We start from the raw sequence: 22,604 nt of genomic DNA on the forward strand, positions 1-22,604 counted from the left end.
CCCGGCGGACTCGGCCACGGCGAACCACTCCCGGCGGACCGGCGCGATCGGTAAGGTCGCGGCCATGACCGACCCCGCCGACCGGGTGCTCTCCCGGGCGTCACTGGCCGAAGGCAACCCGACCGGCTGGTTCGACCAGCTCTACACCGCCGCCGAACGCGGCGAAGCGGTCGTCCCGTGGACCCGCGGCGAACCCAACGCCGACCTCGCCGCCTGGGTCGAGCCGGGCGAAGGCCGCCGGGCGCTGGTCGTCGGCAGCGCCCTCGGCGACGACGCGGAGCTGCTGGCGTCGCAGGGTTGGGCGGTGACGGCGTTCGACGTCGCGCCGACCGCGGTCAAGGCCGCCGAGGCCCGGTTCCCGGACTCCGCGGTGGACTACGTGGTCGCCGACCTGCTGGACCCGCCGGGGGAGTGGCGGCAGGCGTTCGACCTGGTCGTGGAGATCATCAACATCCAGGCGATGCCCCGCGACTACCGCCCCGCGGCGCTGTCGTCCCTGGCCGGCTTCCTCGCCCCGGACGGCACGCTGCTGGTCTCCGAGGTCGCGGAGGAGAGCACCGACACCGACACGTGGGTGGGCCCGCCGTGGCCGTTCAGCCGCGCGGAGATCGAATCGATCGCCCAGGACGGCGTTCGCCTGCTCAGCCTGGAGACCATCCGCGAGGGCACCCGCTACTGGGCGGAGTTCACACGCTAGCCAGGAACCTCGACAGCACCCGCGTCCCGAAGTGCAACCCCTCCACCGGGACCCGCTCGTCCACCCCGTGCGCCATCGCCCGGTACGGGAAGCCCTTCGGCAGCCACAGCGGCGCGAACCCGTAGTTGTCGATCCCCAGCTGCGCGAACGCCTTCGCGTCCGTCCCGCCACCGAGGCAGTACGGCACCACGACGGCTTCGGGGTCCTCCGCCCGCAGCGCCTCGGTCATCGCGGCGAACCACGGCGAGTCCACCGGCGCCTGCACCGGCGGCTGGTGCGCGACGAACTCCCGCGTCACGCCCTCGCCCAGCAGCTCGTCCAGCACCGCGAACAACGACTCCTCGGTTCCCGGCAGGACTCGGACGTCGACCTGCGCGGTCGCCGTCGACGGGATCACGTTCACCTTGTAGCCCGCGTCCAGCATCGTCGGGGTCGTGCTGTTGCGGACCGTCGGCACCACGAGCGAGCCCGCCGGACCCAGAGCGGCCACCGTCGCGTCCACATCGGACAAGTCCACCGGCACGCCCAGAGCCGCGCCGGTGCGCTCCAGGAACGCCCGCACCGCCGGGGTCAGCGAGACCGGCCACTCGTGCGCCGCGATCCGGTGCAGCGCGCCCACCAACCGGGTGACGGCGTTCTCGGCGTTCGGGCGCGAGCCGTGCCCCGCCCGGCCGCGGGCGGTCAGGCGCAGGTGCGCCGTGCCGCGCTCGGCCGTCCCCACCGGGTACAGGTGCACGTCGCGGCCGTCGGCGGCCGGGACGTGGTAGGTGTAGCCGCCCGACTCGCTGATCGCCGCGACGCAGCCCTCGAACAGCTCGGGGTGCTCGGCGACGAGCCAGTGCGCGCCCCACTCGCCGCGGTCCTCCTCGTCGGCGACGAACGCCAGCACCAGCTCGCGCCGCGGCCGGACACCGCCGGCCAGCGCGGCGAGGACCATCGCCACGAAGTCCTTCATGTCGGTCGCGCCGCGGCCCCACAGGTACCCGTCGCGCACCTCGCCCGCGAACGGCGGCACCGACCAGTCCGCCGCGTCCGCCGGGACGACGTCCAGGTGGCCCTGCACCAGCAGCGCCGGCAGCGTCGGGTCCGTGCCCGGCACGCGGGCGATCACGCTGGCCCGCCCGGGTGCGGCTTCGAGGATCCGCGACGGGATCCCGAGCCCGTCGAGGAACGCCGCGACGTACTCCGCCGCCGGCCGCTCGGGCTCGGCGTCGTTGCCGCCGCGGTTGGTCGTGTCGAACCGGATCAGGTCCGCGCACAGCTCGACGACGTCAGCCATAGATGCCCTGCACCGCCCCCGCCGCGATCGCCGTGACGACCTTGAACGCCTTCATCGCTTCGGTCATGTTCGGTGCGTCGAACCCGACCCGCCGGGTGCCGATCTGCTCCACCGTCGGGATCACCGCGGTCGCCTGGGCCAGGTGGCTCGCGTCGAACTCCACCTCGATCCGGTGCGCGCGGACCTGCCGCTCCTCGCGTCCGGCCCGTGCCATCGCGTCGGCCGCGGCGCCGGTCAGCAGCTCCGCCGTGCGCGCCGGCGGCAGGCAGATGGCCGCGTACCGGCTCACGCACTCCTTCACCTGGACCAGCTCCGCCTCCGGAGCGTAATCACGGGCGTCCTCGCACGTTTCGTCGTCACCCGAAACGAGCAGGACAGGCACGCCGTACTCGGCGGACATCGCCGCGTTCAGCCGGCCCTCGCTCGCCGGGACGTCGTCCAGCCACACCCCGGTGATCTGGTTCTCCAGGTAGGTGTGGGAAAGCACCCCGTCGAACCCGGCGCCGGCGTGGTAGCCCAGGAAGACGACACCGTCCACACCGGAATCGATGCCCTGCATCATCGACAGCGGCTTGTGCCGCCCGGTGAGCATCCGCGCCCGCGGGTCGAGGTCCTCCAGCAGCAGGTTCCGCTGCGACGAATGCGCCTCGTTGACCAGCACGTCGCCGGCTCCGGCGTCGAACAGCCCGGCCAGCACGGCGTTGACGTCGCCGGTGAACAGCCGCCGGAAGCGGTCCCACTGCGGCGAACCGGGCACGACGTCGTCGGTCCAGGTGACGCCGGTGGCGCCCTCCATGTCCGCCGAGACCATGATGCGCATGACCGGCACTCTAGCCAGGCCCCGCCCGGCCCGGGCACGGAATCCCCGATCACGCAGCGTCACGGGAATCGATCGATAACGATCGGACACCTGCCGAGGCGGCAACATATTGCGCGGTTGTCCGGGTATGTGGTTACTTCTCGTCCTTGGGGAGGCTCACAAGCGAACGATGGGGTGGTTTTTGGTGCAGTTCCAACGCAGACTCGGGCGGTTCGCCCGCGTGGGCGCGGTCGCCGCGGCCGCGACACTGGCGGCGATCCCGCTCGCGGTACCGGCCCAGGCGCAACAGGGCAAGGTGCTGCGGGTCGCGCTGACCACCGGCATCGACCACCTGAACCCGTTCACCGCCGTGCTCGCCGCCTCGACGCAGATCGGCCGGTTCACCTACGAGTTCCTCACCGTCCCGAACGCCGAGAAGGCCGAGGCCTCGCCCGCGCTCGCGGAGTCCTGGACGCCGTCGCCGGACAAGCTGACCTGGACGTTCAAGATCCGCACCGGCGTCAAGTGGAGCGACGGGAAGCCGGTGACCGCCAAGGACGCCGCGTACACGTTCAACCGCATGCTCACCGACGAGAACGCCCGCACCGCCAACGGCAACTACGTGGCCAACTTCGAGACGGTCACCGCGCCCGACGACACCACGCTCGTCATCAAGACCAAGACCGTGCAGGTCAACATGAACCTGCTCGACGTCCCGATCGTGCCGCAGCACATCTGGGAGCCGGTCAAGGACCTCAAGGACCCCAAGACCGACGACCTGGCCATCGCCGGCGTCTCCGACGGCCCGTACCAGGTCACCGAGTACAAGCCGAACGAGTACGTCAAGTTCAAGGCCAACAAGGACTACTGGCGCGGCGCCCCGAAGGTCGACGAGCTGCAGTTGCTGCAGTTCAAGGACACCGAGGCCGCGGTCAACGCGCTCAAGCAGGGCGAAGTCGACGTCATCAACCGGCTCAACCCCAACCAGTTCGCCGCGCTGCAGGGCCAGGAGGGCATCACCACCAACGCCGCGCCCGGCCGCCGCTACGACGAGCTGTCGATCAACTTCGGCGTCCAGGACAACGCCAACAACCCCATCGGCGACGGCAACCCGGTGCTCAAGGACATCAACGTCCGCAAGGCGATCGCCCAGGCCGTCGACACCCAGGCGATCGTGGACAAGGTGCTCAAGGGCCTCGGCCAGGTCGGCGGCGGCGTCGTGCCCGCCGTCTACAGCGCCTACCACTGGGACCCCAGCGACAGCGAGAAGACCAAGTTCGACCTCGCCGCCGCCAACACCACCCTCGAGCAGGCCGGCTACAAGAAGGGCCCCGACGGCGTCCGCACCGCCCCCGGCGGCGCGAAGCTGGAACTGCGCCTGACCGGCCACTCCAACCGCAGCTACGACCAGGGCGTCGCCCAGTACGTCAGCGGCTGGCTCAAGGACATCGGCATCGCCGTCAAGCAGGACCTGGTCTCCGACGACGAGCTGTCCGACCGCACCGCCACCGGCAAGTACGACCTCGCCATCGGCGGCTACGGCACCAACCCGGACCCGGACTACGCGCTCTCGCTGCACACCTGCGCCGCCCGGCCCAGCGCCGACGCCAAGGGCGGCAGCACCGACACGTTCTTCTGCGACGCCCAGTACGACGAGCTCTACAAGAAGCAGCTGACCGAGACCGACGACGCGAAGCGCGCCGAGTACGTCAAGCAGGCCCAGGCCCGGCTCTACAGCCAGTACCCGACGATCGTCCTGGACTACCAGAACGCGCTCGAGGCCTACCGCTCCGACAAGTTCTCCGGCTTCACCACCCAGCCGCAGCCCAAGGGCGCGATCCTCGAGCAGACCGGCTACTGGGGCGTCTACGGCGCCACCCCGGCCGGCACCGAGAACACCGCGGACTCCGGCTCCGGCAACACCGTGCTGTGGATCGTGATCGGCGCGGTCGTCGTGGTGGTCCTCGTCGGCGGCGGGATCGTCCTGAGCCGCCGCGGCAAGACGTCGGAAGACCGCGAGTAGAAGCATGACCGCCCCCGAACAAGCCGCGGTGCTCGTCGACCCCGACGAGCACCGCGGCGGGACCGGCACCGCCCGGTTCGTCCTGAAGAAGATCATCGAAGCGGTCATCAGCGTCGTGCTGGTGGTCGTCCTGTTCTTCTTCCTCTTCCGGATGCTGCCCGGCGACCCCGTCGCCGCGATGACCCGCGACCGCGTCACCAGCCCCCAGCAGATCGCCGAACTGCGCGAAAAGATGGGCGTCGACAAGCCCGTCTTCGTCCAGTTCGGCCAGTACTTCTGGAACCTGCTGCACGGCGACCTCGGCGAGTCCCGGCTGCTCAACAACGGCCGCCCGGTCGCCGACATGATCGGCGAACGGCTCTGGCCGACCATCCTGCTCGTCGGCAGCGCCACCGTCCTGGCCGTGCTCATCGGCCTCTGGCTGGGCATCCGCGCCGCCTGGCGCCGCGACAGCTTCTTCGACCGCGCCCAGACCGGGATCGCGCTGACCCTCTGGTCGGTCCCGCAGTTCTGGCTCGGCCTCATGCTGCTCGTGGTCACCAACGGCCTGTTCCCCAGCCGCGGCATGCACTCCCCGGACGCCGCGCCCGACGTCTTCTCCCAGACCCTCGACGTCCTGCACCACCTGGTGCTGCCGTGCCTGACGCTGCTGGCGGTGTTCTACGCCCAGTACATGCTCATCATGCGGTCGTCGCTGCTGGGGGAGATGAACGCCGACTACCTCACCACCGCCCGCGCCAAGGGCCTGCGCGACGACCTCGTCCGCCGCCGCCACGCCGTCCCCAACGCCCTGCTGCCGACGACCACGCTGGTGTTCATGCAGTTCGGCCAGGTCGTCGCCGGCGCGGTCACCGTCGAAGCGGTGTTCAGCTGGCCCGGGCTCGGGCAGTTGACCTACGACGCCCTGCACGGGCCCGACCTGCCGGTGCTGCAGGGCGTGTTCACCGTGCTGGCCAGCGCCGTGGTGCTGATGAACCTGCTCGCGGAGCTGCTCTACCGCGTGCTCGACCCGAGGGTGCGTACCTCATGACCACCGCAGAGACGCCCCGGCAGATCGCCTGGCACCGCCGGCGCGCGTCGCTCGCCCGGACCTGGCGGGAGTTCGCCGCCCAGCGCGCCGCGCTCGCCGGGCTGATCCTGCTCGGCGCCACCGTGGTCGTGGCGCTGCTGCTGCCGCTGATCAGCGACCAGAGCGGCCTCGACGTCACCAAGGCCACCGGGCAGCCGCTCGCCCCGCCCACCGGCGACTTCTGGCTCGGCACCGACAACTTCGGCCGCTCGGTGCTGCTGATGACCGTCTGGGGCAGCCGGATCTCCCTGCTCGTCGGGTTCTCCGCCGCGCTGCTGTCGGTCGTCATCGGCACCCTGATCGGCATCGCCGCCGCCCACTTCGGCGGCTGGGTGTCGGCGACGCTGCTGCGGTTCACCGACTTCTTCCTGGTCCTGCCGTCGCTGATCCTCGCGATCGCGCTCTCGGCGGTGCTGCCCAAGGGCGTCGGCACGATCATCGTCGCCATCGGCCTCACCGCCTGGCCCAGCACCGCCCGGCTGGTCCGGGCGCAGACGCTGACCATCGAAAGCCGCCCCTACATCGAGCGCGCCCACGCCCTCGGCGGCGGGCACCTGCACGTCATCGGCAAGCACGTCCTGCCCGGCGTGATGCCGCTGGTGCTGGCGAACACGACGCTGGTGGTCGGCAACGCCGTCATCGCCGACGCGACCCTGTCGTTCCTCGGCGTCGGCGACGCCAACTCCGTCAGCTGGGGCAAGGTGCTGGAAGACGCGCTCAACAACGGCGCCATCAGCCGCGGCGCCTGGTGGAACGTGCTCCCGCCGGGCATCGCGATCGTCCTCGTCGTCCTCTTCTTCACCCTGGTCGGCCGGGGCCTGGAGACCGTGCTCAACCCGAGGTTGAAGAAGTGACCACCCCGCTGCTCCGGCTCAAAGACCTCAACGTCACCTACGCGGTCGGCGACCAGGACGTCCCCGCCGTCCGCGGCGTCGACCTCACCCTCGACCCCGGCGGCACCCTCGGCGTCGCGGGGGAGTCCGGCTCGGGCAAGTCCACCGTCGCGATGAGCGTGCTGCGGCTCCTGCCGCGCACGGCCAAGATCACCGGCGAGATCGTCCTCGACGGCGAAGACGTCACCGCCATGAAGTGGGGCCGCCTGCGCGCGGTCCGCTGGGCCGAGGCGTCGGTGGTGTTCCAGGGCGCCATGCACGCCCTCAACCCGGTCCGCAAGATCGGCGAGCAGATCGCCGAGCCGATCCGGCTGCACCCGCCCGCCGGCAAGACCCTCACCGACGCCGAGGTGGACGCCCGCGTCGCCGAGCTGCTCGCCCAGGTCGACCTGCCCCCCGGCCGGGCCGGCGCCTACCCCCACGAGCTGTCCGGCGGGCAGAAGCAGCGCGTCATGATCGCGATGGCACTGGCCTGCTCGCCCCGGCTGATCATCGCCGACGAACCGACCACCGCCCTCGACGTCATCGTCCAGGCCCAGGTCCTCGCCCTGCTCTCGCGGCTGGTCGCCGAGCAGGACATCGGGCTGATCATGATCAGCCACGACCTGTCCGTGCTCGCCGCGACCTGTCAGCGGATCGCCGTGATGTACGACGGGGAGATCGTCGAAGAAGGCCCCAGCGCCGAGGTGATGGGGGCGCCGAAGCACGAGCACACCCGGGCGCTGGCCGCGGCGTTCCCGACCGTCGGCGACCCGGTGTCGCGCTTCGCTCCCGCCACCAGCAGCCCGCTGCCGCCCGAACCGGCGGACCGCGTCCCGGACGGCGAGCCGCTGCTGGCCGCGGAGAACCTGCGCGTGTCGTTCCGCGACCGCACCGGCAAGCGGATCGACGCCGTCGCCGGGGTCGACCTCACGGTCTCGCGCGACGAGATCGTCGCGCTGGTCGGCCAGTCCGGCTCCGGCAAGACCACCCTCGCCCGCACCCTGCTCGGCCTCCAGAAACCCGACTCCGGCGTGGTCCGCTACGCCGGCAAGCCGGTGCCGGCGGGCGGCGCCGGGCTCAAGGCCTACCGGCGGCAGGTCCAGCTGGTCCTGCAGGACCCGACGAGCGCGCTGAACCCGGCCCACACGGTCTACGAGGCCGTCGCGGAGGGCCCGCGGATCCACCAGCTCGCCGACGAACGCGACGTCGTCCACCGGGCCCTGGAGGCCGCGGAGCTGCGGCCGGCGGAGAAGTACGCCGACCGCCTCCCGCACCAGCTCTCCGGCGGCCAGCGCCAGCGCGTCGTCATCGCCGGGGCGCTCGCGCTGGAGCCGTCGCTGCTGGTGGCCGACGAACCGGTCGCGTCGCTGGACGCGTCGGTCCGCGGCGAGATCCTCGGGCTGCTGCTGCGGCTGCGCCGCGAACTCGGCCTCGCCGCGCTGGTGATCACCCACGACCTGGGCCTGGCCTGGAACATCGCCGACCGCGTCGCCGTGATGTACCGCGGCGAACTGGTCGAAACCGGGACCGTGGAACAAGTCCTGCTCGACCCGCACCACGAATACACGAAGTCCCTGCTGGCCGCCCTGCCCGGCGGCACGGCCCAGCGCCGCACCGTCGAAACCTGACACTGCGGGAACCCCGCCCGAGCGCGGTGTGTAATCTCCGAACGGAAATGGCGACCACCACCGACCCCGCACAGACGCCCTCGGCCGGACTGGCCGAGCGGCTCCGCGTGCCCTCGCGATTCCCGTACCGCACGATCGCGATGGGCACCGTCGGGAGCACCCTGCTCATGCTCGCCGCGTTCGGCGCGGGCGGCATCCTGATCAAGGACCCCGTGCTCGGCCATGGCCCGCTCTCGTGGATCCGCTACGGCCACGGGCGCATGCTCGCCAACGCCGTCCTCTACACCGGCTTCGGCCTCGTCGTGTGGGCCTGGGTCCGGCTCGGCCGCTACGTGCTGGCCGGCCGCATCGGCAGCCGCCCGATCCTGGTCGCCGCGGGCTGCTGGATGGCGCCGCTGCTCATCTCGCCGCCGCTGTTCACCCGCGACGTCTTCTCCTACCTCGGCCAGGGCGCCCAGCTGCTCTACGGGCTCGACCCGTACGCCAACGGCCCCGCCGAGCTCGACGTACTGCCGAACGTCGTCCAGAACGTCCACCCGCTCTGGCAGACCACGCCGGCGCCGTACGGGCCGCTGTTCCTGCTGATCTCCAAGGGTGTCGTCGCCACCACCGGCGACAACATGATCCTCGGCGTCATCCTGATGCGCGTCGTGCTGCTGGTGGGCCTGGCGGGCACGCTGTGGGCGCTCCCGCGGCTGGTCAAGCACCTCGGCGGCAAGCTCCCGGTCGCGCTGTGGCTCGCGGTGGCCAGCCCGATGATGGTGATCCACCTCTTCGGCGGCCCGCACAACGACCTGATGATGCTCGCCTTCCTCACCATCGGCGTCCTCGCCGCCCTGGAACGCAAGCACGTCGTCGCGGTGGTCCTGGTGACGATCGGCATGCTGATCAAGCCGACCGCCGCGATCGCCCTGCCGTTCATGGTGTGGATCTGGGCCAACCACCTCGAAGGCGAGTCGAAGGTCCGCAACTTCCTGCGCGCCGGCGCGGCGTCGGTGGGCCTGTTCCTGCCGGTGTTCGTCGCGGGCACGTGGATCTCGCTGGGCTCGCTGAACCTGGGCTGGTGGTCCGGGCTCAAGGCGCCCCAGCTGATCGCGAACTGGCTCAACATCCCGACCGGCATCGGCGAGGTGTTCTACAACCTGGTCCACCTCGTCGTGGACGTCCAGGTCTCGCCGTTCGTGACGGTCGCCCGCGCCGCGGGCATGCTCCTGCTGATCGCGTTCGGCGTCCGCCAGTGGTGGCTCGGCCGCGGCGGCGGCACCGAGGCCGTGTACCGGGCGGGCATCTCGCTGCTCGCGGTGGCGATCCTCATGCCGCCCACCCTGCCGTGGTACCTGACCTGGGGTTTCGTGCTGCTGTCGGCGTTCAAGTGGCAGCCCCGCCACCTCGCCCTGGTGGTGGCGGTGTCGGTGTTCGTGACACTGGTCTACTACCCGACCGGCGAGCAGGCCCTCTACGACTGGTGGTTCATCGCCCTGGTCGTGGTGGCCAGCCTGTACTCGGCGGCGTCACTGCTGCGCCCGGACCCGCTGGGCATCATCGACGCCTGGCGCCGCCCGGAGAAGTTCCTCCGCGACTAACCGGTCCAGCCACGCCAGGTGTGGACGGTCGTCACCACCACCGCGTGCTCCGGCGGCCGCTCCGCGTACTGCGGGTACTTCGCCACCAGCCACGACACCGGCTCCGCCCGCTCGGCGTCCGGCCGGATCCGCGCGGTGCCGTCCGCCCGCGCCCACCACAGCTGTGCCCAGTCCTCGGCGTAGCCGTCGGCCAGGAAGCACACCGCCGGGTTCTCCGCGATGTTGCGCAGCCGCCGCAGCGACGTCGTCGACTTCGGTTTGTGGTCCACGGCGAACACCACCTCGTCGCCGCGCACCGCGAACGTCACCGGCACCAGGTGCGGCACCCCGGCCGCCGACACCGTCGCCAGCCGCGCGACCCGCGCCGCGGCGAACCGCTCCCGGGCGTCTTCGGGGGTCATGTCAGCGCGGGGGAGTCGAACGTCAGCGTCCCCAGGTCCGCGTCCAAGGCCACCGGCACGCGCAGCGGCAACGTCGGCGACGACGCCACGTGCCCGAACCCGAACTCCTCGACCACCGGCACCCCCAGCGGCCCCAGCCGGTCCAGCACCAGCGAACGCACCTCCGCCGGGTCGCCGCACGCCGCCCACGAGCCCAGCACGATGCCCCGGACGCCGTCGAACCAGCCGCTGCGCAGCAGCTGCGTCAGCATCCGGTCCAGCCGGTACACGCTCTCGGTCACGTCCTCCAGCAGCACCACCGCGTCCCGGGCCGAACCCTGCTCCGGGGTGCCGAGCCCGGACGCCAGCAGCGACAGGTTCCCGCCCGTCAACGTCCCCGACGCCCGGCCCGGCACCAGGGCGGCGCCACCGCGGACCACCAGGTTCCGCTCCGGCTCGAACAACGCCCGCCGCAGGTGCTCCACGGCGAAGTCGTCGAACAGCACGCTCGCCGGCATCGGGGAGAACAAACTGGACAGTCCCAAGTGGACGTCCACTGCGCGGTGCAATGCCGTCACGTCCGAAGATCCGGCCAGCACCTTCGGGCCCGCGTCCCGCAACGCCGCCCAGTCCACCAGGTCCAGCACCCGCTGCGCCCCGTACCCGCCGCGCGCCGCCAGCACGCAGCGCACGCCCGGGTCCAGCCACGCCTCGGTGAACTCCGCCGCCCGCGCCGCGTCCGAACCCGACAGGTAGGGCGGCGATCCGGGCGAAGCACGCACGCACGGCCCGACCCGCACCTCGACGCCCCAGCCGCTCAGCACCGGGAGTGCCTTCTCCAGCAGGTCCGCCGGCACCGGCCCGGCCGGGGCGACCAGGGCCAGCGTGTCGCCGGCCCGCAACCGCGGCGGCCTCACCGGGACAGCTCCAGCCGCGCCACGCCCGGTGTCTCGAAGCCCAGCACCTGGCCGTAGAACGACAGCTCCGCCTCCAGCGCCGCCACGATCGTCTCCGCCTGCCGGAACCCGTGCTGCTCGCCCGGGAACCGCTGGTAGGCGTAGGGGATCCCGCGGCCGGCCAGCCCGGCCACGAACCGGTCCGCCTGCTCCGGCGGGCAGATCCGGTCCTCCAGGCCCTGCTGGAACAGCACCGGCCCGGCCAGCGCACCGGCGTTCGCCAGCGGCGACCGGTCGACGTACCGCTGCCGGGCCGAGGGCAGCGGCCCGACCAGCCCGTCCAGGTACCGCGACTCGAAGTCGTGCGTGTCGCCCTCGGTGCCGGTCCACCCGGCCAGGTCCAGCACCGGGTACATCACCGTGCCCGCCCGGTACGTCTTCGTCGTGGTCAGCGACGCCGCCGCGGTGAACCCGCCCGCGCTGCCGCCGCGGATCCCCAGCCGGTCGCCGTCGGCGAGCCCGGCCGCCACCAGCGCCTCGGCCACCGCGACGCAGTCGGCCACGTCCACCACGCCCCACTGCTCGCGCAGCCGCTCCCGGTAGGCCCGCCCGAACCCGGTCGACCCGCCGTAGTTCACCGCGGCCACGCCGATGCCGCGGCTGGTGAAGTAGGCGATCTCCAGGTCCAGCACGGGGAAGTGCTGCCCGGTCGGCCCCCCGTGGACCTGCACCAGCAGCGGCGGCAGCTCACCTTCGGGCGCCGAAAAATCCGGGTTCGCCGGCCGGTACAGCACCACCGGGACCTCGTCGCCGGCCGCCGTCGTGATCACCCGCTCCTGCGGCACCGGCAGGTACTCCGCCGGCAGCTCCGGCTGCGGTGTCAGATCCGTCACGACCGAGCCGGCCAGGTGCACCACCGCGGCTTCCCGCACCGGGCCCGCGGCCACCCCCACGAACCCGTCGCCGACCGCGGCGAACCCGCTCGACGACCACGCCGTCAGCTCCTCGCCGAGCGGCGTCACCGAGCCGTCCGCCTCGTCGAGCACCGCCAGCCGGCCGCCCGCCAGCACCGCGTACCGCCCGCCGCCGAGCGGGGCGAACCAGCGCGAACCCGCCTTCCACAGCGGCCCGCCCAGCTCCCGCTCGACCGGCGCCAGGTTCACCACCGACCCGTCGAGGCCGACCCGGTGCAGGTTCCACCAGCCGTCCGGGTCCAGCAGCGCCAGCAACGCCGCCGGCGTCTCCCACTCGACCTGGCACACCGAGACGTCCGCGCCGCCGGCCAGCACCTCGTGCGGCCCGAACGAGCCGTCCTCGGCCACCGGGGCCACGCACAGCTCGGTCCCGTCCCACGGCATGGCCGGGTGGTCCCAGCCGAACCAGGCCGCGTGCCGCCCGTCCGGCGACAGCTTCGCGACGGTCAGGAACCGGTGGCTCGCGGCCAGCACCCGCTCGCCGCCGCCGGACAGCGCGATCGCCACCAGCGCCCGCTCGACGTCGGTCGGCCGCGGCCCGGTGCTGCGTTCCCGCACCGCCCAAACCTCACCCGGCCGCCCGGCCCGCAGGTCGCCGTACCGCACGCCCTGGGGCTCCGCGGGCTCCGGTGTCAGCGGCACCACACCGGTTTCGCTCAGCGCGTAAACCCGCTGATCCGCCCAGTGCGTGAACACCACCACACCACTCGCGACCGCCCACGGCCGGCCGCCGTACTCGTGCAGCCGGTTGCGGACGTTCCACGGCGCCGGCAGGACGTCCTCGGTGCCGCCGGGAACGGCTTTCACCAGCGCGACCCGGCCCTGCTCACCGGGCCGCGCCTCGGCCCACCACACCTCGTCCCCGACGACGTCGAGCCACTGCGGGCCGCCACCGGCGGCGGCCACCTCGGCGGCGGTGATGGGCGAAGACCAGGTTCCGTACGGCGAGATCCGAGACACCCCCAGAGGCTAGCGGCCCGCGAAGGTGGGGCGGCGGATGCCGATCATGCGGGGGTGGCCTAGGGTCGACAGTGCTATGTCTCGCGTAATCCACGTCTTCCGCCAGCCGGATCGGTTCGTCGCCGGCACCGTCGGCGAGCCCGGCGATCGCACGTTCTACCTCCAGGCTTCCGAGGACGTGCGCACCATCAGCGTCACCATCGAAAAGCAGCAGGTGGTCGTCCTCGCGGAGCGCCTCAGCTCACTGCTCGAAGAGGTCGCCAGCCGCTTCGGCGCCGACGTACCCGACGACGTCCCCGAGGACCTCGTCGACGTCGACCCCCTCACCGTGCCGGTCGAGGAGGAGTTCCGCGTCGGCACCATGGGCCTGGGCTGGGACGCCGACAGCAGCGCCGTCGTCATCGAGCTGCTCGCCATCACCGAAGGCGAAGTCGACGAAACGGTCGTGCTCGACGACACCGAGGAGGGCCCGGACGCCGTCCGCGTCTTCCTCAGCCCGGCCGCCGCCCGCGCCTTCGCCGAGCGCGCCGACCGCGTCGTCAACGCCGGCCGCAAACCGTGCCCGCTGTGCGGGGAGCCGCTCGACCCGGCCGGCCACATCTGCCCGAGGCAGAACGGCTACCGGCGCGAGACCGACGCGGGCGAAGACTGACCATGGCCGCCACCCCCGCGGCGCAGCCCGACCCCGCCGACCCGGCCTCCCGCGACCTGGTCACCCACGGCCGCATCGACGTCGAAGGCCGGCTGGTGGACGCCTCCAACGTCACGCTGTTCTGCGCCATCGAGCTCGACGGCGTCACCGGCCGGGTCGTGTACAAGCCGGTGTCGGGGGAACGGCCGCTGTGGGACTTCCCCGACGGCACGCTGGCCGGCCGCGAAGTCGCCACCGCGATCATCGCCGACGCCACCGGCCTCGGCGCGATCCCGCCCACCGTGCTGCGCGACGGGCCGTTCGGTCCCGGCATGGTCCAGCTGTGGGTCGAGACCACCGAGGACGACCTCGTCGAGGTCCTCCCGCCCGCCGACCTGCCCGAGGGCTGGCGCCCGGTCCTGCACGCCCACGACCGCGACGGCGAGCCGGCGGTGCTGGCCCACGCCGACCACCCCGGGCTGCGCGACCTCGCCGTGCTCGACATCGTCGTCAACAACACCGACCGCAAGGGCGGGCACCTGCTGCCGGGCGTCGACGGCCGCGTCTACGGCGTCGACCACGGCATCTGCCTGCACACCGACCCGAAGCTGCGCACCGTCCTGTGGGGCTGGATCGGCGAGCCGGTGCCGCCGGACACCGTCGAGAAGCTCCGCAAGCTGCGTTCGGAGCTCGACGGCGGTCTCGGCGAGACCCTGGCCGAGCACATCACCGGGTTCGAGATCCGCGCGCTCGCCGAACGCACCGACCTGCTGCTCGCCGAAGGGATCTTCCCCGAGCCGGGCGACGACTGGCGCGCCATCCCGTGGCCCCTGTTCTGATCGACGCCGCCGCCCGGGCGCGGCTCGTCGGCCGTTTCGGCGCCGAACTGGCCGAACCCTGGTGCGACAGCTTCCCGGACCTGGTCGCCCGCCTCGGCGCGAAGTGGGGCCTGACCGTCCGCGAGGCCCGGCCCGGCAACACCGGCCGCACCCTCCTGTGCACGGGACCGGGTGGCGACCTGCACGTCCTCAAGCTCACGCCGGACCACGACGTCGCCCGGCTGGAGTTCGCCGGCCTGCGCGCCTGGGCCGGCTGCCCGCGGGCCGTGCAGGTCCTCGACACCGACCTCGACGCCGGCGCGATCCTGCTCGAAGGCCTGGTCCCCGGCACCGAACTGCGCGGCCGGGACGTTCCGTGGCCGGAGATCGGCGCGCTGCTCACCGAGCTGCACGGCGTCGCGCCCCCGACCGACCTGCCGCCGCTGACCGACCGGGTGACGTTCATGTACGACATCACCGAGCGCACCGTCCCCGGTTCCGCGGCCGAGCCGTACCTGACCCCGGAACTCCTCGCGCGGGCCCGGGCGCGCGCGATGGCGCTGGCCGGGGCCGGACCGGTCGCGGTCGTGCACGGCGACCTGCACCCGGGCAACGTCCTCGACGCCGGTCCGGGCCGCGGCCCGGTCGCCATCGACCCGCGGCCGAGCGTCGGCGACCCGGCCTTCGACCTCGCCGACTGGCTCTACCTGCCCCTGGCCGCGGGCGGCACACTGGACGACGGCCTCGAGGCGCTCCGGCCGCACCTGCCCGGCCTCGACGCCGCCCGCGCCCGCGCGTGGTGCGCGGCGCTGGCTCCGCTGGCCGCCCACGCGCCGCTGCGCCGGGGCGAGCGCACGCCGTTCACCGACGTGCTGCTGGAACTGGCCCGCTGACCGGCGTGGCACGACCCCTCCGGGTGCCTCGGCGCACTAGGTTGCCTGGTCGTGCGCTCCCACTCCTATGACGACGTGCTGGCCGGCCGACGCCGCAAGAAGGTGCCGGAGGTGCCCGCCGAACCCGGTCTCGTGGTCGAGGACCCGGTCAGCGGCTTCTGCGGCGCGGTGGTGAAGATCGAGTACGGCAACGTCGTGCTCGAAGACGCCAAGGGCCGCCACCGCGTCTTCCCGTTCGCCCCGGCCGGTTTTCTGCTGGAGGGCAAGCCGGTGACGCTGGTGCCGGTCAAAGCCCCGGCCAAGGCACCCGCCCGGCAGGTCTCGGCGTCCGGCTCGGTCAAGGTCCAGGGCCTGCAGGCCCGCGTCGCCCGCGACTCCCGCATCTGGGTCGAAGGCAAGCACGACGCCGAGCTCGTCGAACGCGTCTGGGGCCACGACCTGCGCGTCGAAGGCGTCGTCGTCGAACCGCTGGACGGTGTCGACGTCCTCGCCGACCGGATCGCCGAGTTCGGCACCGGCTCCGGCCGCCGGCTCGGCGTGCTGGTCGACCACCTCGTGCCCGGCAGCAAGGAGTCCCGACTCGTCGAGGCGATCCGCGACGAGAACGTGCTGGTCACCGGCCACCCCTACATCGACGTCTGGGAAGCCGTTCGGCCCGAGGCGGTCGGCATCCGGGCGTGGCCGAAGATCCCGCGCGGCACCGAGTGGAAGCAGGGGATCTGTGACGCGCTCGGCTGGGGGCAACCTTTCGAAGGCTGGCAACGTGTGCTGAGCGGGGTGAGCAGTTTCCGCGACCTCGAGACCCCGCTCATCGGGGCCGTGGAGCGGCTCATCGACTTCGTCACCGAACCCGCCGAGGAGGACTGAATGTCCGATTTGTCCAAGGTCACGCGAAGGTCACGTCCCGTCACTGCGCCGGTGCGATCCGGCGCGATCTGAGAGCATGAAGCCATGTCTTGGGCACTGGTCTGGTTGATCGTCGGCATCGCCCTGATGATCGCCGAGGTCGTCTCCGGCGACTTCGTGCTGATCATGCTGGGCGTCGCGGCGCTCTTCGGCGCCGGCGCCGAGGTGCTCACCGGGAACCTGTTCATCGACGTCGCCGTGTTCGCCGTCGCCTCCGTCGGCATGCTCGCGCTGGTGCGACCGGCGCTCAAGCGCCGCTTCCTCACCGGCCCGACCCACCACACCGGCATCGAAGCGCTGATCGGCGCCCGCGCCGTCGTCCTGTCCACAGTGGACTACGAGGCGGGCCAGGTGAAACTGGCCGGGGACGTCTGGTCGGCGCGCAGCATGTCGGAGCACCTCCCGCCCATCCAGCCCGGCACGTCGGTCACGGTCGTCGAGATCTCCGGAGCCACCGCCGTCGTTTCGGCCGAGCCGTGAGCCTCGGGCTCGTCACCGTCCCCGAAGGCCGGGCCGCGGTGATCGAACGGCTCGGCGAGTTCCGCGCCGTGCTCGGCCCCGGCCGCCACTTCGTCCTGCCCTTCGCCGACCGCGTCCGGGCGCGCGTCGACCTGGGCGAGCAGATCCTGTCCGCGCCGCCCCGGCCGGTCGAGACAGGAGACGGCCGGGAAGTCGACGTCGGCTTCGAATTCGTCTTCACGATCACCGATCCGCGGCTTGCGACCTACGCGATCACCAACCCGGCGCTCGCGATCGAACAGCTGACCCGCACCGCACTGCGGCAGGAAGCCGGCCTGACCACCGCCGAGCGCGCCGTCGCCGCGCCGGGGGACCTCCACCGTACGGTGTGGACGGTCCTGCACGACACCACCGGCCGCTGGGGCGTCGCCGTGCAGCGGCTCGAGCTCTCGGTCCGTCCACCCGCGGCACCCGGAACACCGTCAACCGCACAAGAATGGTACTAGGTAAGGGGAAATTCTCTTGACCGGATTTGTGATCGGGCTGGTCATAGCCTTGGCCTTGCTCGTGGTCATCACGATAGCCAAGGCGGTCATGGTGGTGCCGCAGGCGCAGTCCGCCGTGATCGAGCGGCTCGGCCGGTTCCGCACGGTCGCCTCGCCGGGCCTGAACATCCTCGTGCCGTTCCTGGACAAGGTGCGCGCCCGGATCGACCTGCGCGAGCAGGTCGTCTCGTTCCCGCCGCAGCCGGTGATCACCGAGGACAACCTGACGGTGTCGATCGACACGGTCGTCTACTTCCAGGTCACCGACTCGCGCGCCGCGGTGTACGAGATCTCGAACTACATCGTCGGTGTCGAGCAGCTGACCACCACCACGCTCCGCAACGTCGTCGGTGGCATGAGCCTCGAGCAGACCCTGACCTCCCGCGACTCCATCAACAGCCAGTTGCGCGGCGTCCTCGACGAAGCCACCGGCCGCTGGGGCATCCGCGTCGCCCGCGTCGAGCTGAAGGCGATCGACCCGCCGCCGTCCATCCAGGACTCGATGGAGAAGCAGATGCGCGCCGACCGCGAGAAGCGCGCCATGATCCTCACCGCCGAAGGCCAGCGCGAATCGGCGATCAAGACCGCGGAAGGCCAGAAGCAGAGCCAGATCCTCGCCGCGGAAGGTGCCCGGCAGGCCACCATCCTCGCCGCCGAGGCCGAGCGGCAGTCGCGGATCCTGCGGGCCCAGGGTGAGCGGGCCGCGCGCTACCTGCAGGCGCAGGGCCAGGCGAAGGCGATCGAGAAGGTGTTCGCCGCGATCAAGGCCGGCCGCCCGACCCCGGAGGTGCTGGCCTACCAGTACCTGCAGACGCTGCCGCAGATGGCGCAGGGCGACGCGAACAAGGTCTGGATGATCCCCAGCGACTACGGCAAGGCCCTCGAAGGCTTCGCCCGCGCGCTCGGTGCCCCCGGCGACGACGGCGTGTTCCGCTACGAGCCGCCGAAGGACGACGTCCCGGACAAGCCCGACCTCGAGGACGAAGAGGTCTCCAGCTGGTTCGAGACCAAGAGCGACCCGAAGGTCGCGGAGGCCGTCGCGGCCGCGGAAGCCGTGGCCCGCAAGGAGGTCCCGGCGATCGGGGCCCCGTCGACGCCGCCCGCGCGCCCGTCGATCCCGCGGCCGGCCCAGCAGCAGGCGGCACCGGAAGCGGACGAGGAGCGCGGCACGGAGGTCACGCCGGCCCCGCAGCAGCCCCCGACCCCGCAGAGCGGCCAGCCGGCGCTGCCCCAGCCGCAGTCCCCGGCCGGCCCGCCCCCGGGTGGCCAGTACCAGGGGCAGCCGCAGGGCCAGCCGCAGTCGCCGCCCCCGGGCCAGTTCGGCGGTCCGCAGCAGCAGAACCCGGGCAGCGGGCCGTTCCCGCAGCAGCCCCCGTTCGGCGGCCCGCGCCGCTGACGCGCACGTTCGTGAAGGCCACCTTGAGGAACGCAGAGTTCCTGAAGGTGGCCTTCACGGGCTTTCAGCGCTGGTAGACGGTGACGTCGTCGATGTCGGCCTTCGAACGGTCCTTCAACGCGATCACGCACGCCACCGTGACCACCGCCGACAGCACGATGTAGCCCGAAATCGAGTACGGCGTCCCGGTCGCGTGCAGCAGCCACGTCGCCAGCAGCGGCGCCGGCCCGCCCGCGAACACCGACGCCAGCTGGTACCCCAGCCCGGCCCCGCCGTAGCGCAGGTGCGTCGGGAAGCTCTCGCCGATCAGCGCCGCCTGCGGGCCGTACTGCAGGGCGTGCGGGACGAACGACACCACCACCGCCACGAACACCAGCGCGTGGTTGCCGTGCGCCAGGATCGTGAAGTACGGGAACGCGATCACGGCGGTGAACACGGCCCCGGTCAGGTAGACCCGCTTGCGCCCGAAGCGGTCCGACAGCGTCGAGAACAGCGGGATCATCGCCAGCTCGCACGCCGCCCCGACGAGGACCGCGTTGAGCACGAACGTCTTGCTGAACTCGTGCCGCGCGACGACGTAGATCAGCACGTAGCTGGTGAACAGGTAGAACGGCATCTGCTCGCTGAACCGGACCCCGGCCGAGAGCAGGATTTCCCGCCAGTGGTGCTTGATCGCGTCGCGCACCGGCGTTTTCGCGGTCTGCCGGTTCTCCACGAGCTTGGCGAACATCGGCGTCTCGAGGATCTTCAGCCGGATCACGAGACCGACCACGACGAGCACCAGGCTGGCCAGGAACGGCAGCCGCCAGCCCCAGGAGTCGAACGCCTCGGGGGAGAGGGTCGCCGACAGCAACGTCATGCCGCCGGTGCCGAGCACCAGCCCGACCGGCACGCCGATCTGCGCGAAACTGCCGAGCAGGCCGCGTTTCTTCTGGTCGCCCCACTCCATCGCGAGCAGCACCGAGCCGCTCCACTCGCCGCCGATGGCGATGCCCTGCACCAGCCGCAGCAGCACCAGGATCAGCGGTGCGGCGAACCCGATCGCCGACGTCCCGGGCAGCATCCCGACCACGCCGGAGGAGATACCCATCAGCAGCAGGGTGACGATCAGCGTCGCCTTGCGCCCGATCCGGTCGCCCCAGTGCCCGAAGATCGCGGCCCCGACCGGGCGCGCGGCGAACCCGACCGCGTAGGTGGCGAACGACTGCATGGCTCCCGCGTAGGCGCTCGACGCGGGGAAGAACAGGTGCGGGAAGACCAACGCCGCCGCGGTGTTGTAGAGAAAGAAGTCGTACCACTCGATCGTCGTGCCGATGGCGCTCGCCAGCGCCGCCCGCCGCACCTGCACTTGACCCGACCTGCTGTCCGGCTCCACCTTGTGAGTGACGCCGTTGTCGCCCAAGACCATCTCGCAACACCTCCGGTGACCGATGTCACACAACAGTGTGACGCCCGTCGACGGTTTCGGCGATCGATGACCAGTTTCTCGTCCAGTCGGTGACGAACTAAATGCCGAATCTGCAACTTTGCAGAATCTGCAAGTTCAGCTACCGTGGTCCCATGGACACCGACCGCGCCGGCCTCCGCGAGCGCAAGAAGCACGAAACGCGCATCGCGCTGAGCTGGGCGGCCATCCGGCTGACCGTCGAACGCGGCCTCGACAACGTCCGCATCGAAGACATCGCCGCCGAAGCCGGGGTCTCCACCCGGACCTTCAGCAACTACTTCGGCAGCAAGGGCGAGGCCATCGTCGCCCGGCACCACGACCGGGCGCGGGCGATCGCCGCCGCGCTGCGGGAGCGGCCCGCCGGGGAACCGATCTGGGCCGCCATCACCCAGGCCGCGCTCGACGGGTTCGCGCTCGGTCAGCCCGTACCCACCGGGCAGGCCGCCGACCAGTCGTGGATCGAAGGACTGCGGCTGATGGTCGCGGAACCCGCACTGCAGGGCGAGTTCCAGAAGGCCGGCGCGGCGGCCGAGGCCGAGTTCGCCGCCGCCGTCGGCGAACGCACCGGCACCGATCCCGACCGGGACGTCTACCCGCGGCTCGTCGCGGGGGTCGTCGGGGCCGCGCTCAACGTCGTCACCCAGCAGTGGCTCGTCGCCGAGCCGCCGCAACCGCTCGAAGCCCTCCTGCGCGACGTGTTCGGCCGGCTCGCCGCCGGTCTGCCCGAACCGCGCTGACCCGCCCATCCCGGAACGCCCGCTCGACGGGCTGTTTCGTGCTGCCCTGAAGGAGTTCCGCCATGGAAGACGTCGTCATCGCCGGCGCCGGGCCCAACGGCCTCATGCTCGCCTGCGAACTCGCCCTCGCCGGCGTTCGCCCGCTGGTCCTGGAACGGCTGACCGAGCCGACCACCGAGAACCGCGCCAACGGGCTCGTCGGCCAGGTCGTCCGCCTCCTCGACCGCCGCGGGCTGCACGAGCGGCTGGCCGGCCCGCTCGGCCCGCCCGTGCCCGCGTTCGTCTTCGGGGCGATGCGCCTCGACCTGACCCTGGCCGACCCCAACCCGCTGACGATCCTCGGCGTGCCGCAGCGGCGCGTCGAAGCGATGCTCGGCGAACGCGCCGCCGAACTCGGCGTCGAGATCCGCCGCGGTCACGAGCTCACCGGCCTCGCCCAGGACGCCGACGCGGTCACCCTCGACGTCTCCGGTCCCGGCGGCCCGTCCCGGATCAGCACCCGCTACCTCGTCGGCGCCGACGGCGGTCGCAGCGCCACCCGCAAGCTCGCCGGCATCGGCTTCCCCGGCGTCACCGAAGACCGCACCCTCTCCCACACCGCGAACGCGACCGTGCCGGCGGAGTTCGCCGACGCGCAATCCGGCGGCCTGCGCGTACCCGGGCACGGCGTCATCCCGCCGTTCTTCCACCACCGCACCGAAACCGGGCTGTTCGTCTACGCGCCGTTCCCGACCGGCACGCTCGTCACCACGATGGAGTGGACCGACGAGGAGGAGACCGGCGACGAGCCGCCGATGACCCTCGACGAGCAGCGCGCGAGCATCCGCCGCGTCCTCGGGTTCGACCTGCCGATCGGCCCGCCCGAAGGCGACGGCCCGCACCTGCTGCGGCGGCTGCGCGGGCGCAACACCCGCCTGGCCGACAAGTTCCGCGACGGGCGCGTCCTGCTGGTCGGCGACGCGGCGCACATCCACTCCGCGATCGGCGGCCCCGGGCTCAACCTCGGCCTGCAGGACGCCGTCGGCCTCGGCTGGAAGCTCGCCGCGGTCGTGCGCGGCCGGGTGCCCGAGGGCCTGCTCGACACCTACGAGAGCGAACGCCGCCCGGTCGCCGAGCGCGTCGTCATGCACACCCAGGCGCAGTCCGCGCTGATCTCGCCGGGACGCGACGTCACCGCGCTGCGCGAGCTGTTCGGCGAACTGCTGCGGCTGCCGGGCACGGTGCAGCACATCGCCGACCTGATGTCCGGCGCCGACGTCCGGTACGAACCGGCCACCGACCACCCGCTCGACGGTCGCTGGGCCCCGGACCTGGTGCTGGCCGACGGCACCCGGCTCGCCGAGCTGACCACGACGGCCCGGCCGTTGCTCCTGGACTTCACGAACTCCCTCGGCGACGAGCTGCGCGGCTGGACCGACCGGGTCGACCTCGTGCCCGGCTCGGCGTCGGGTGAGGTGACCGCGGTGCTCATCCGGCCCGACGGCTACGTCGCCTGGGCGTCCAGCTCGCCGGAGCCCGGCGACACCGAGCGCAAAGCCCTGCGGACGGCGCTGGAGCGGTGGTTCGGCACCCCGGTTGACGTGTAGGAGATCTCCTACGTATGGTCGGC

Annotated in this window: 21 protein-coding genes; 15 read left to right on the forward strand and 6 right to left on the reverse strand. The window is 72.2% G+C overall.

The annotated features are described in order from the left end of the window. Window positions 1-64 precede the first annotated feature (64 nt). Window positions 65-697, forward strand: coding sequence for a class I SAM-dependent methyltransferase (locus tag AB5J73_RS36105; protein WP_370963297.1), 633 nt, complete (start codon window positions 65-67; stop codon window positions 695-697). Here AB5J73_RS36105 and AB5J73_RS36110 read toward each other — a convergent pair. Further along, window positions 687-1,976 (reverse strand): M20/M25/M40 family metallo-hydrolase, encoded by a 1,290-nt coding sequence (locus AB5J73_RS36110; protein WP_370963298.1) that lies wholly within the window; start codon window positions 1,974-1,976, stop codon window positions 687-689. The genes AB5J73_RS36105 and AB5J73_RS36110 overlap by 11 nt on opposite strands. Then, the gene (locus AB5J73_RS36115; RefSeq protein WP_370963299.1) at window positions 1,969-2,796 is read right to left on the reverse strand and encodes a M55 family metallopeptidase; all 828 of its coding nucleotides are present in this window, start codon (window positions 2,794-2,796) and stop codon (window positions 1,969-1,971) included. Before AB5J73_RS36115 ends, AB5J73_RS36110 begins: the two co-directional genes overlap by 8 nt. A gap of 169 nt (window positions 2,797-2,965) precedes the next feature. On the opposite strand from AB5J73_RS36115, the gene AB5J73_RS36120 reads away from it, so the two are divergent. Genes AB5J73_RS36120 through mptB form a run of 5 tightly spaced genes read left to right on the forward strand, consistent with a single transcriptional unit; the run spans window position 2,966 to window position 9,953 of the window. Then, entirely contained in the window at window positions 2,966-4,798 is a 1,833-nt protein-coding gene (locus AB5J73_RS36120) for an ABC transporter substrate-binding protein (protein ID WP_370963300.1), read from the forward strand. A 4-nt stretch (window positions 4,799-4,802) separates the two neighbouring features. Continuing rightward, window positions 4,803-5,828, forward strand: coding sequence for an ABC transporter permease (locus tag AB5J73_RS36125; protein WP_370963301.1), 1,026 nt, complete (start codon window positions 4,803-4,805; stop codon window positions 5,826-5,828). Beyond that, entirely contained in the window at window positions 5,825-6,721 is an 897-nt protein-coding gene (locus tag AB5J73_RS36130; protein WP_370963302.1) for an ABC transporter permease, read from the forward strand. The genes AB5J73_RS36125 and AB5J73_RS36130 overlap by 4 nt, the downstream gene beginning before the upstream one ends. Beyond that, on the forward strand, window positions 6,718-8,370 hold the full coding sequence (gene nikE, locus AB5J73_RS36135; RefSeq protein WP_370963303.1) for a nickel ABC transporter ATP-binding protein NikE: 1,653 nt from the start codon (window positions 6,718-6,720) through the stop codon (window positions 8,368-8,370). The genes AB5J73_RS36130 and nikE overlap by 4 nt, the downstream gene beginning before the upstream one ends. A gap of 47 nt (window positions 8,371-8,417) precedes the next feature. Further along, on the forward strand, window positions 8,418-9,953 hold the full coding sequence (gene mptB / locus AB5J73_RS36140; protein ID WP_370963304.1) for a polyprenol phosphomannose-dependent alpha 1,6 mannosyltransferase MptB: 1,536 nt from the start codon (window positions 8,418-8,420) through the stop codon (window positions 9,951-9,953). On the opposite strand, the gene AB5J73_RS36145 is transcribed toward mptB, so the two are convergent. The 3 genes from AB5J73_RS36145 to AB5J73_RS36155 are packed head-to-tail and all read right to left on the reverse strand — an operon-like array spanning window position 9,950 to window position 13,163. Beyond that, complete coding sequence (locus AB5J73_RS36145; protein WP_370963305.1) at window positions 9,950-10,354, reverse strand: TIGR03668 family PPOX class F420-dependent oxidoreductase; 405 nt, start codon at window positions 10,352-10,354, stop codon at window positions 9,950-9,952. The two genes, mptB and AB5J73_RS36145, sit on opposite strands and share 4 nt — an antisense overlap. Next, entirely contained in the window at window positions 10,351-11,250 is a 900-nt protein-coding gene (locus AB5J73_RS36150) for an LD-carboxypeptidase (RefSeq protein ID WP_370963306.1), read from the reverse strand. Before AB5J73_RS36150 ends, AB5J73_RS36145 begins: the two co-directional genes overlap by 4 nt. Next, window positions 11,247-13,163, reverse strand: coding sequence for a prolyl oligopeptidase family serine peptidase (locus AB5J73_RS36155; protein ID WP_370963307.1), 1,917 nt, complete (start codon window positions 13,161-13,163; stop codon window positions 11,247-11,249). Before AB5J73_RS36155 ends, AB5J73_RS36150 begins: the two co-directional genes overlap by 4 nt. 76 nt (window positions 13,164-13,239) lie before the next feature. Between AB5J73_RS36155 and AB5J73_RS36160 the strand changes: the two genes are divergently transcribed. From AB5J73_RS36160 to AB5J73_RS36190, 7 genes are all read left to right on the forward strand, one after another. Then, window positions 13,240-13,815, forward strand: a complete 576-nt coding sequence (locus tag AB5J73_RS36160) for a DUF3090 domain-containing protein (RefSeq protein WP_370963308.1) — start codon at window positions 13,240-13,242, stop codon at window positions 13,813-13,815. Between the two features lie 2 nt (window positions 13,816-13,817). Then, entirely contained in the window at window positions 13,818-14,633 is an 816-nt protein-coding gene (locus AB5J73_RS36165; protein ID WP_370963309.1) for an SCO1664 family protein, read from the forward strand. Continuing rightward, window positions 14,618-15,505 (forward strand): aminoglycoside phosphotransferase family protein, encoded by an 888-nt coding sequence (locus AB5J73_RS36170; RefSeq protein ID WP_370963310.1) that lies wholly within the window; start codon window positions 14,618-14,620, stop codon window positions 15,503-15,505. Before AB5J73_RS36165 ends, AB5J73_RS36170 begins: the two co-directional genes overlap by 16 nt. 51 nt (window positions 15,506-15,556) lie before the next feature. After that, window positions 15,557-16,372 (forward strand): DUF3097 domain-containing protein, encoded by an 816-nt coding sequence (locus AB5J73_RS36175; protein WP_370963311.1) that lies wholly within the window; start codon window positions 15,557-15,559, stop codon window positions 16,370-16,372. Window positions 16,373-16,456: 84 nt separating this feature from the next. After that, on the forward strand, window positions 16,457-16,891 hold the full coding sequence (locus tag AB5J73_RS36180) for an NfeD family protein (RefSeq protein WP_370963312.1): 435 nt from the start codon (window positions 16,457-16,459) through the stop codon (window positions 16,889-16,891). Continuing rightward, window positions 16,888-17,376: an SPFH domain-containing protein gene (locus AB5J73_RS36185; RefSeq protein ID WP_370963313.1), complete on the forward strand. Its 489-nt coding sequence runs from the start codon at window positions 16,888-16,890 to the stop codon at window positions 17,374-17,376. The genes AB5J73_RS36180 and AB5J73_RS36185 overlap by 4 nt, the downstream gene beginning before the upstream one ends. A gap of 88 nt (window positions 17,377-17,464) precedes the next feature. Then, window positions 17,465-18,811 carry an SPFH domain-containing protein gene (locus AB5J73_RS36190; RefSeq protein ID WP_370973437.1) on the forward strand — a complete coding sequence of 449 codons (1,347 nt, stop codon included), beginning with the start codon at window positions 17,465-17,467 and terminating at the stop codon, window positions 18,809-18,811. 64 nt (window positions 18,812-18,875) lie between these two features. Here the strand turns inward: AB5J73_RS36190 and AB5J73_RS36195 are convergent, their stop codons facing one another. Next, entirely contained in the window at window positions 18,876-20,219 is a 1,344-nt protein-coding gene (locus AB5J73_RS36195; RefSeq protein ID WP_370963314.1) for an MFS transporter, read from the reverse strand. Window positions 20,220-20,371: 152 nt separating this feature from the next. Between AB5J73_RS36195 and AB5J73_RS36200 the strand changes: the two genes are divergently transcribed. Together AB5J73_RS36200 and AB5J73_RS36205 are read left to right on the forward strand one after the other, a co-directional pair. Next, window positions 20,372-20,995 (forward strand): TetR family transcriptional regulator, encoded by a 624-nt coding sequence (locus AB5J73_RS36200; protein ID WP_370963315.1) that lies wholly within the window; start codon window positions 20,372-20,374, stop codon window positions 20,993-20,995. 62 nt (window positions 20,996-21,057) lie between these two features. After that, entirely contained in the window at window positions 21,058-22,581 is a 1,524-nt protein-coding gene (locus AB5J73_RS36205; protein ID WP_370963316.1) for an FAD-dependent monooxygenase, read from the forward strand. Window positions 22,582-22,604 lie beyond the last annotated feature (23 nt).

This window comes from Amycolatopsis sp. cg9, assembly GCF_041346945.1.
Taxonomy (GTDB): domain Bacteria; phylum Actinomycetota; class Actinomycetes; order Mycobacteriales; family Pseudonocardiaceae; genus Amycolatopsis.

Bases quoted from the DNA above. Each gene is read 5' to 3' on its own strand.
- AB5J73_RS36105 (WP_370963297.1), top strand. From the start codon at position 65: ATGACCGACCCCGCCGACCGGGTGCTCTCCCGGGCGTCACTGGCCGAA.
- AB5J73_RS36110 (WP_370963298.1), bottom strand. From the start codon at position 1,976: ATGGCTGACGTCGTCGAGCTGTGCGCGGACCTGATCCGGTTCGACACG.
- AB5J73_RS36115 (WP_370963299.1), bottom strand. From the start codon at position 2,796: ATGCGCATCATGGTCTCGGCGGACATGGAGGGCGCCACCGGCGTCACC.
- AB5J73_RS36120 (WP_370963300.1), top strand. From the start codon at position 2,966: ATGGGGTGGTTTTTGGTGCAGTTCCAACGCAGACTCGGGCGGTTCGCC.
- AB5J73_RS36125 (WP_370963301.1), top strand. From the start codon at position 4,803: ATGACCGCCCCCGAACAAGCCGCGGTGCTCGTCGACCCCGACGAGCAC.
- AB5J73_RS36130 (WP_370963302.1), top strand. From the start codon at position 5,825: ATGACCACCGCAGAGACGCCCCGGCAGATCGCCTGGCACCGCCGGCGC.
- mptB (WP_370963304.1), top strand. From the start codon at position 8,418: ATGGCGACCACCACCGACCCCGCACAGACGCCCTCGGCCGGACTGGCC.
- AB5J73_RS36145 (WP_370963305.1), bottom strand. From the start codon at position 10,354: ATGACCCCCGAAGACGCCCGGGAGCGGTTCGCCGCGGCGCGGGTCGCG.
- AB5J73_RS36160 (WP_370963308.1), top strand. From the start codon at position 13,240: ATGTCTCGCGTAATCCACGTCTTCCGCCAGCCGGATCGGTTCGTCGCC.
- AB5J73_RS36165 (WP_370963309.1), top strand. From the start codon at position 13,818: ATGGCCGCCACCCCCGCGGCGCAGCCCGACCCCGCCGACCCGGCCTCC.
- AB5J73_RS36180 (WP_370963312.1), top strand. From the start codon at position 16,457: ATGTCTTGGGCACTGGTCTGGTTGATCGTCGGCATCGCCCTGATGATC.
- AB5J73_RS36190 (WP_370973437.1), top strand. From the start codon at position 17,465: ATGGTGGTGCCGCAGGCGCAGTCCGCCGTGATCGAGCGGCTCGGCCGG.
- AB5J73_RS36195 (WP_370963314.1), bottom strand. From the start codon at position 20,219: ATGGTCTTGGGCGACAACGGCGTCACTCACAAGGTGGAGCCGGACAGC.
- AB5J73_RS36200 (WP_370963315.1), top strand. From the start codon at position 20,372: ATGGACACCGACCGCGCCGGCCTCCGCGAGCGCAAGAAGCACGAAACG.
- AB5J73_RS36205 (WP_370963316.1), top strand. From the start codon at position 21,058: ATGGAAGACGTCGTCATCGCCGGCGCCGGGCCCAACGGCCTCATGCTC.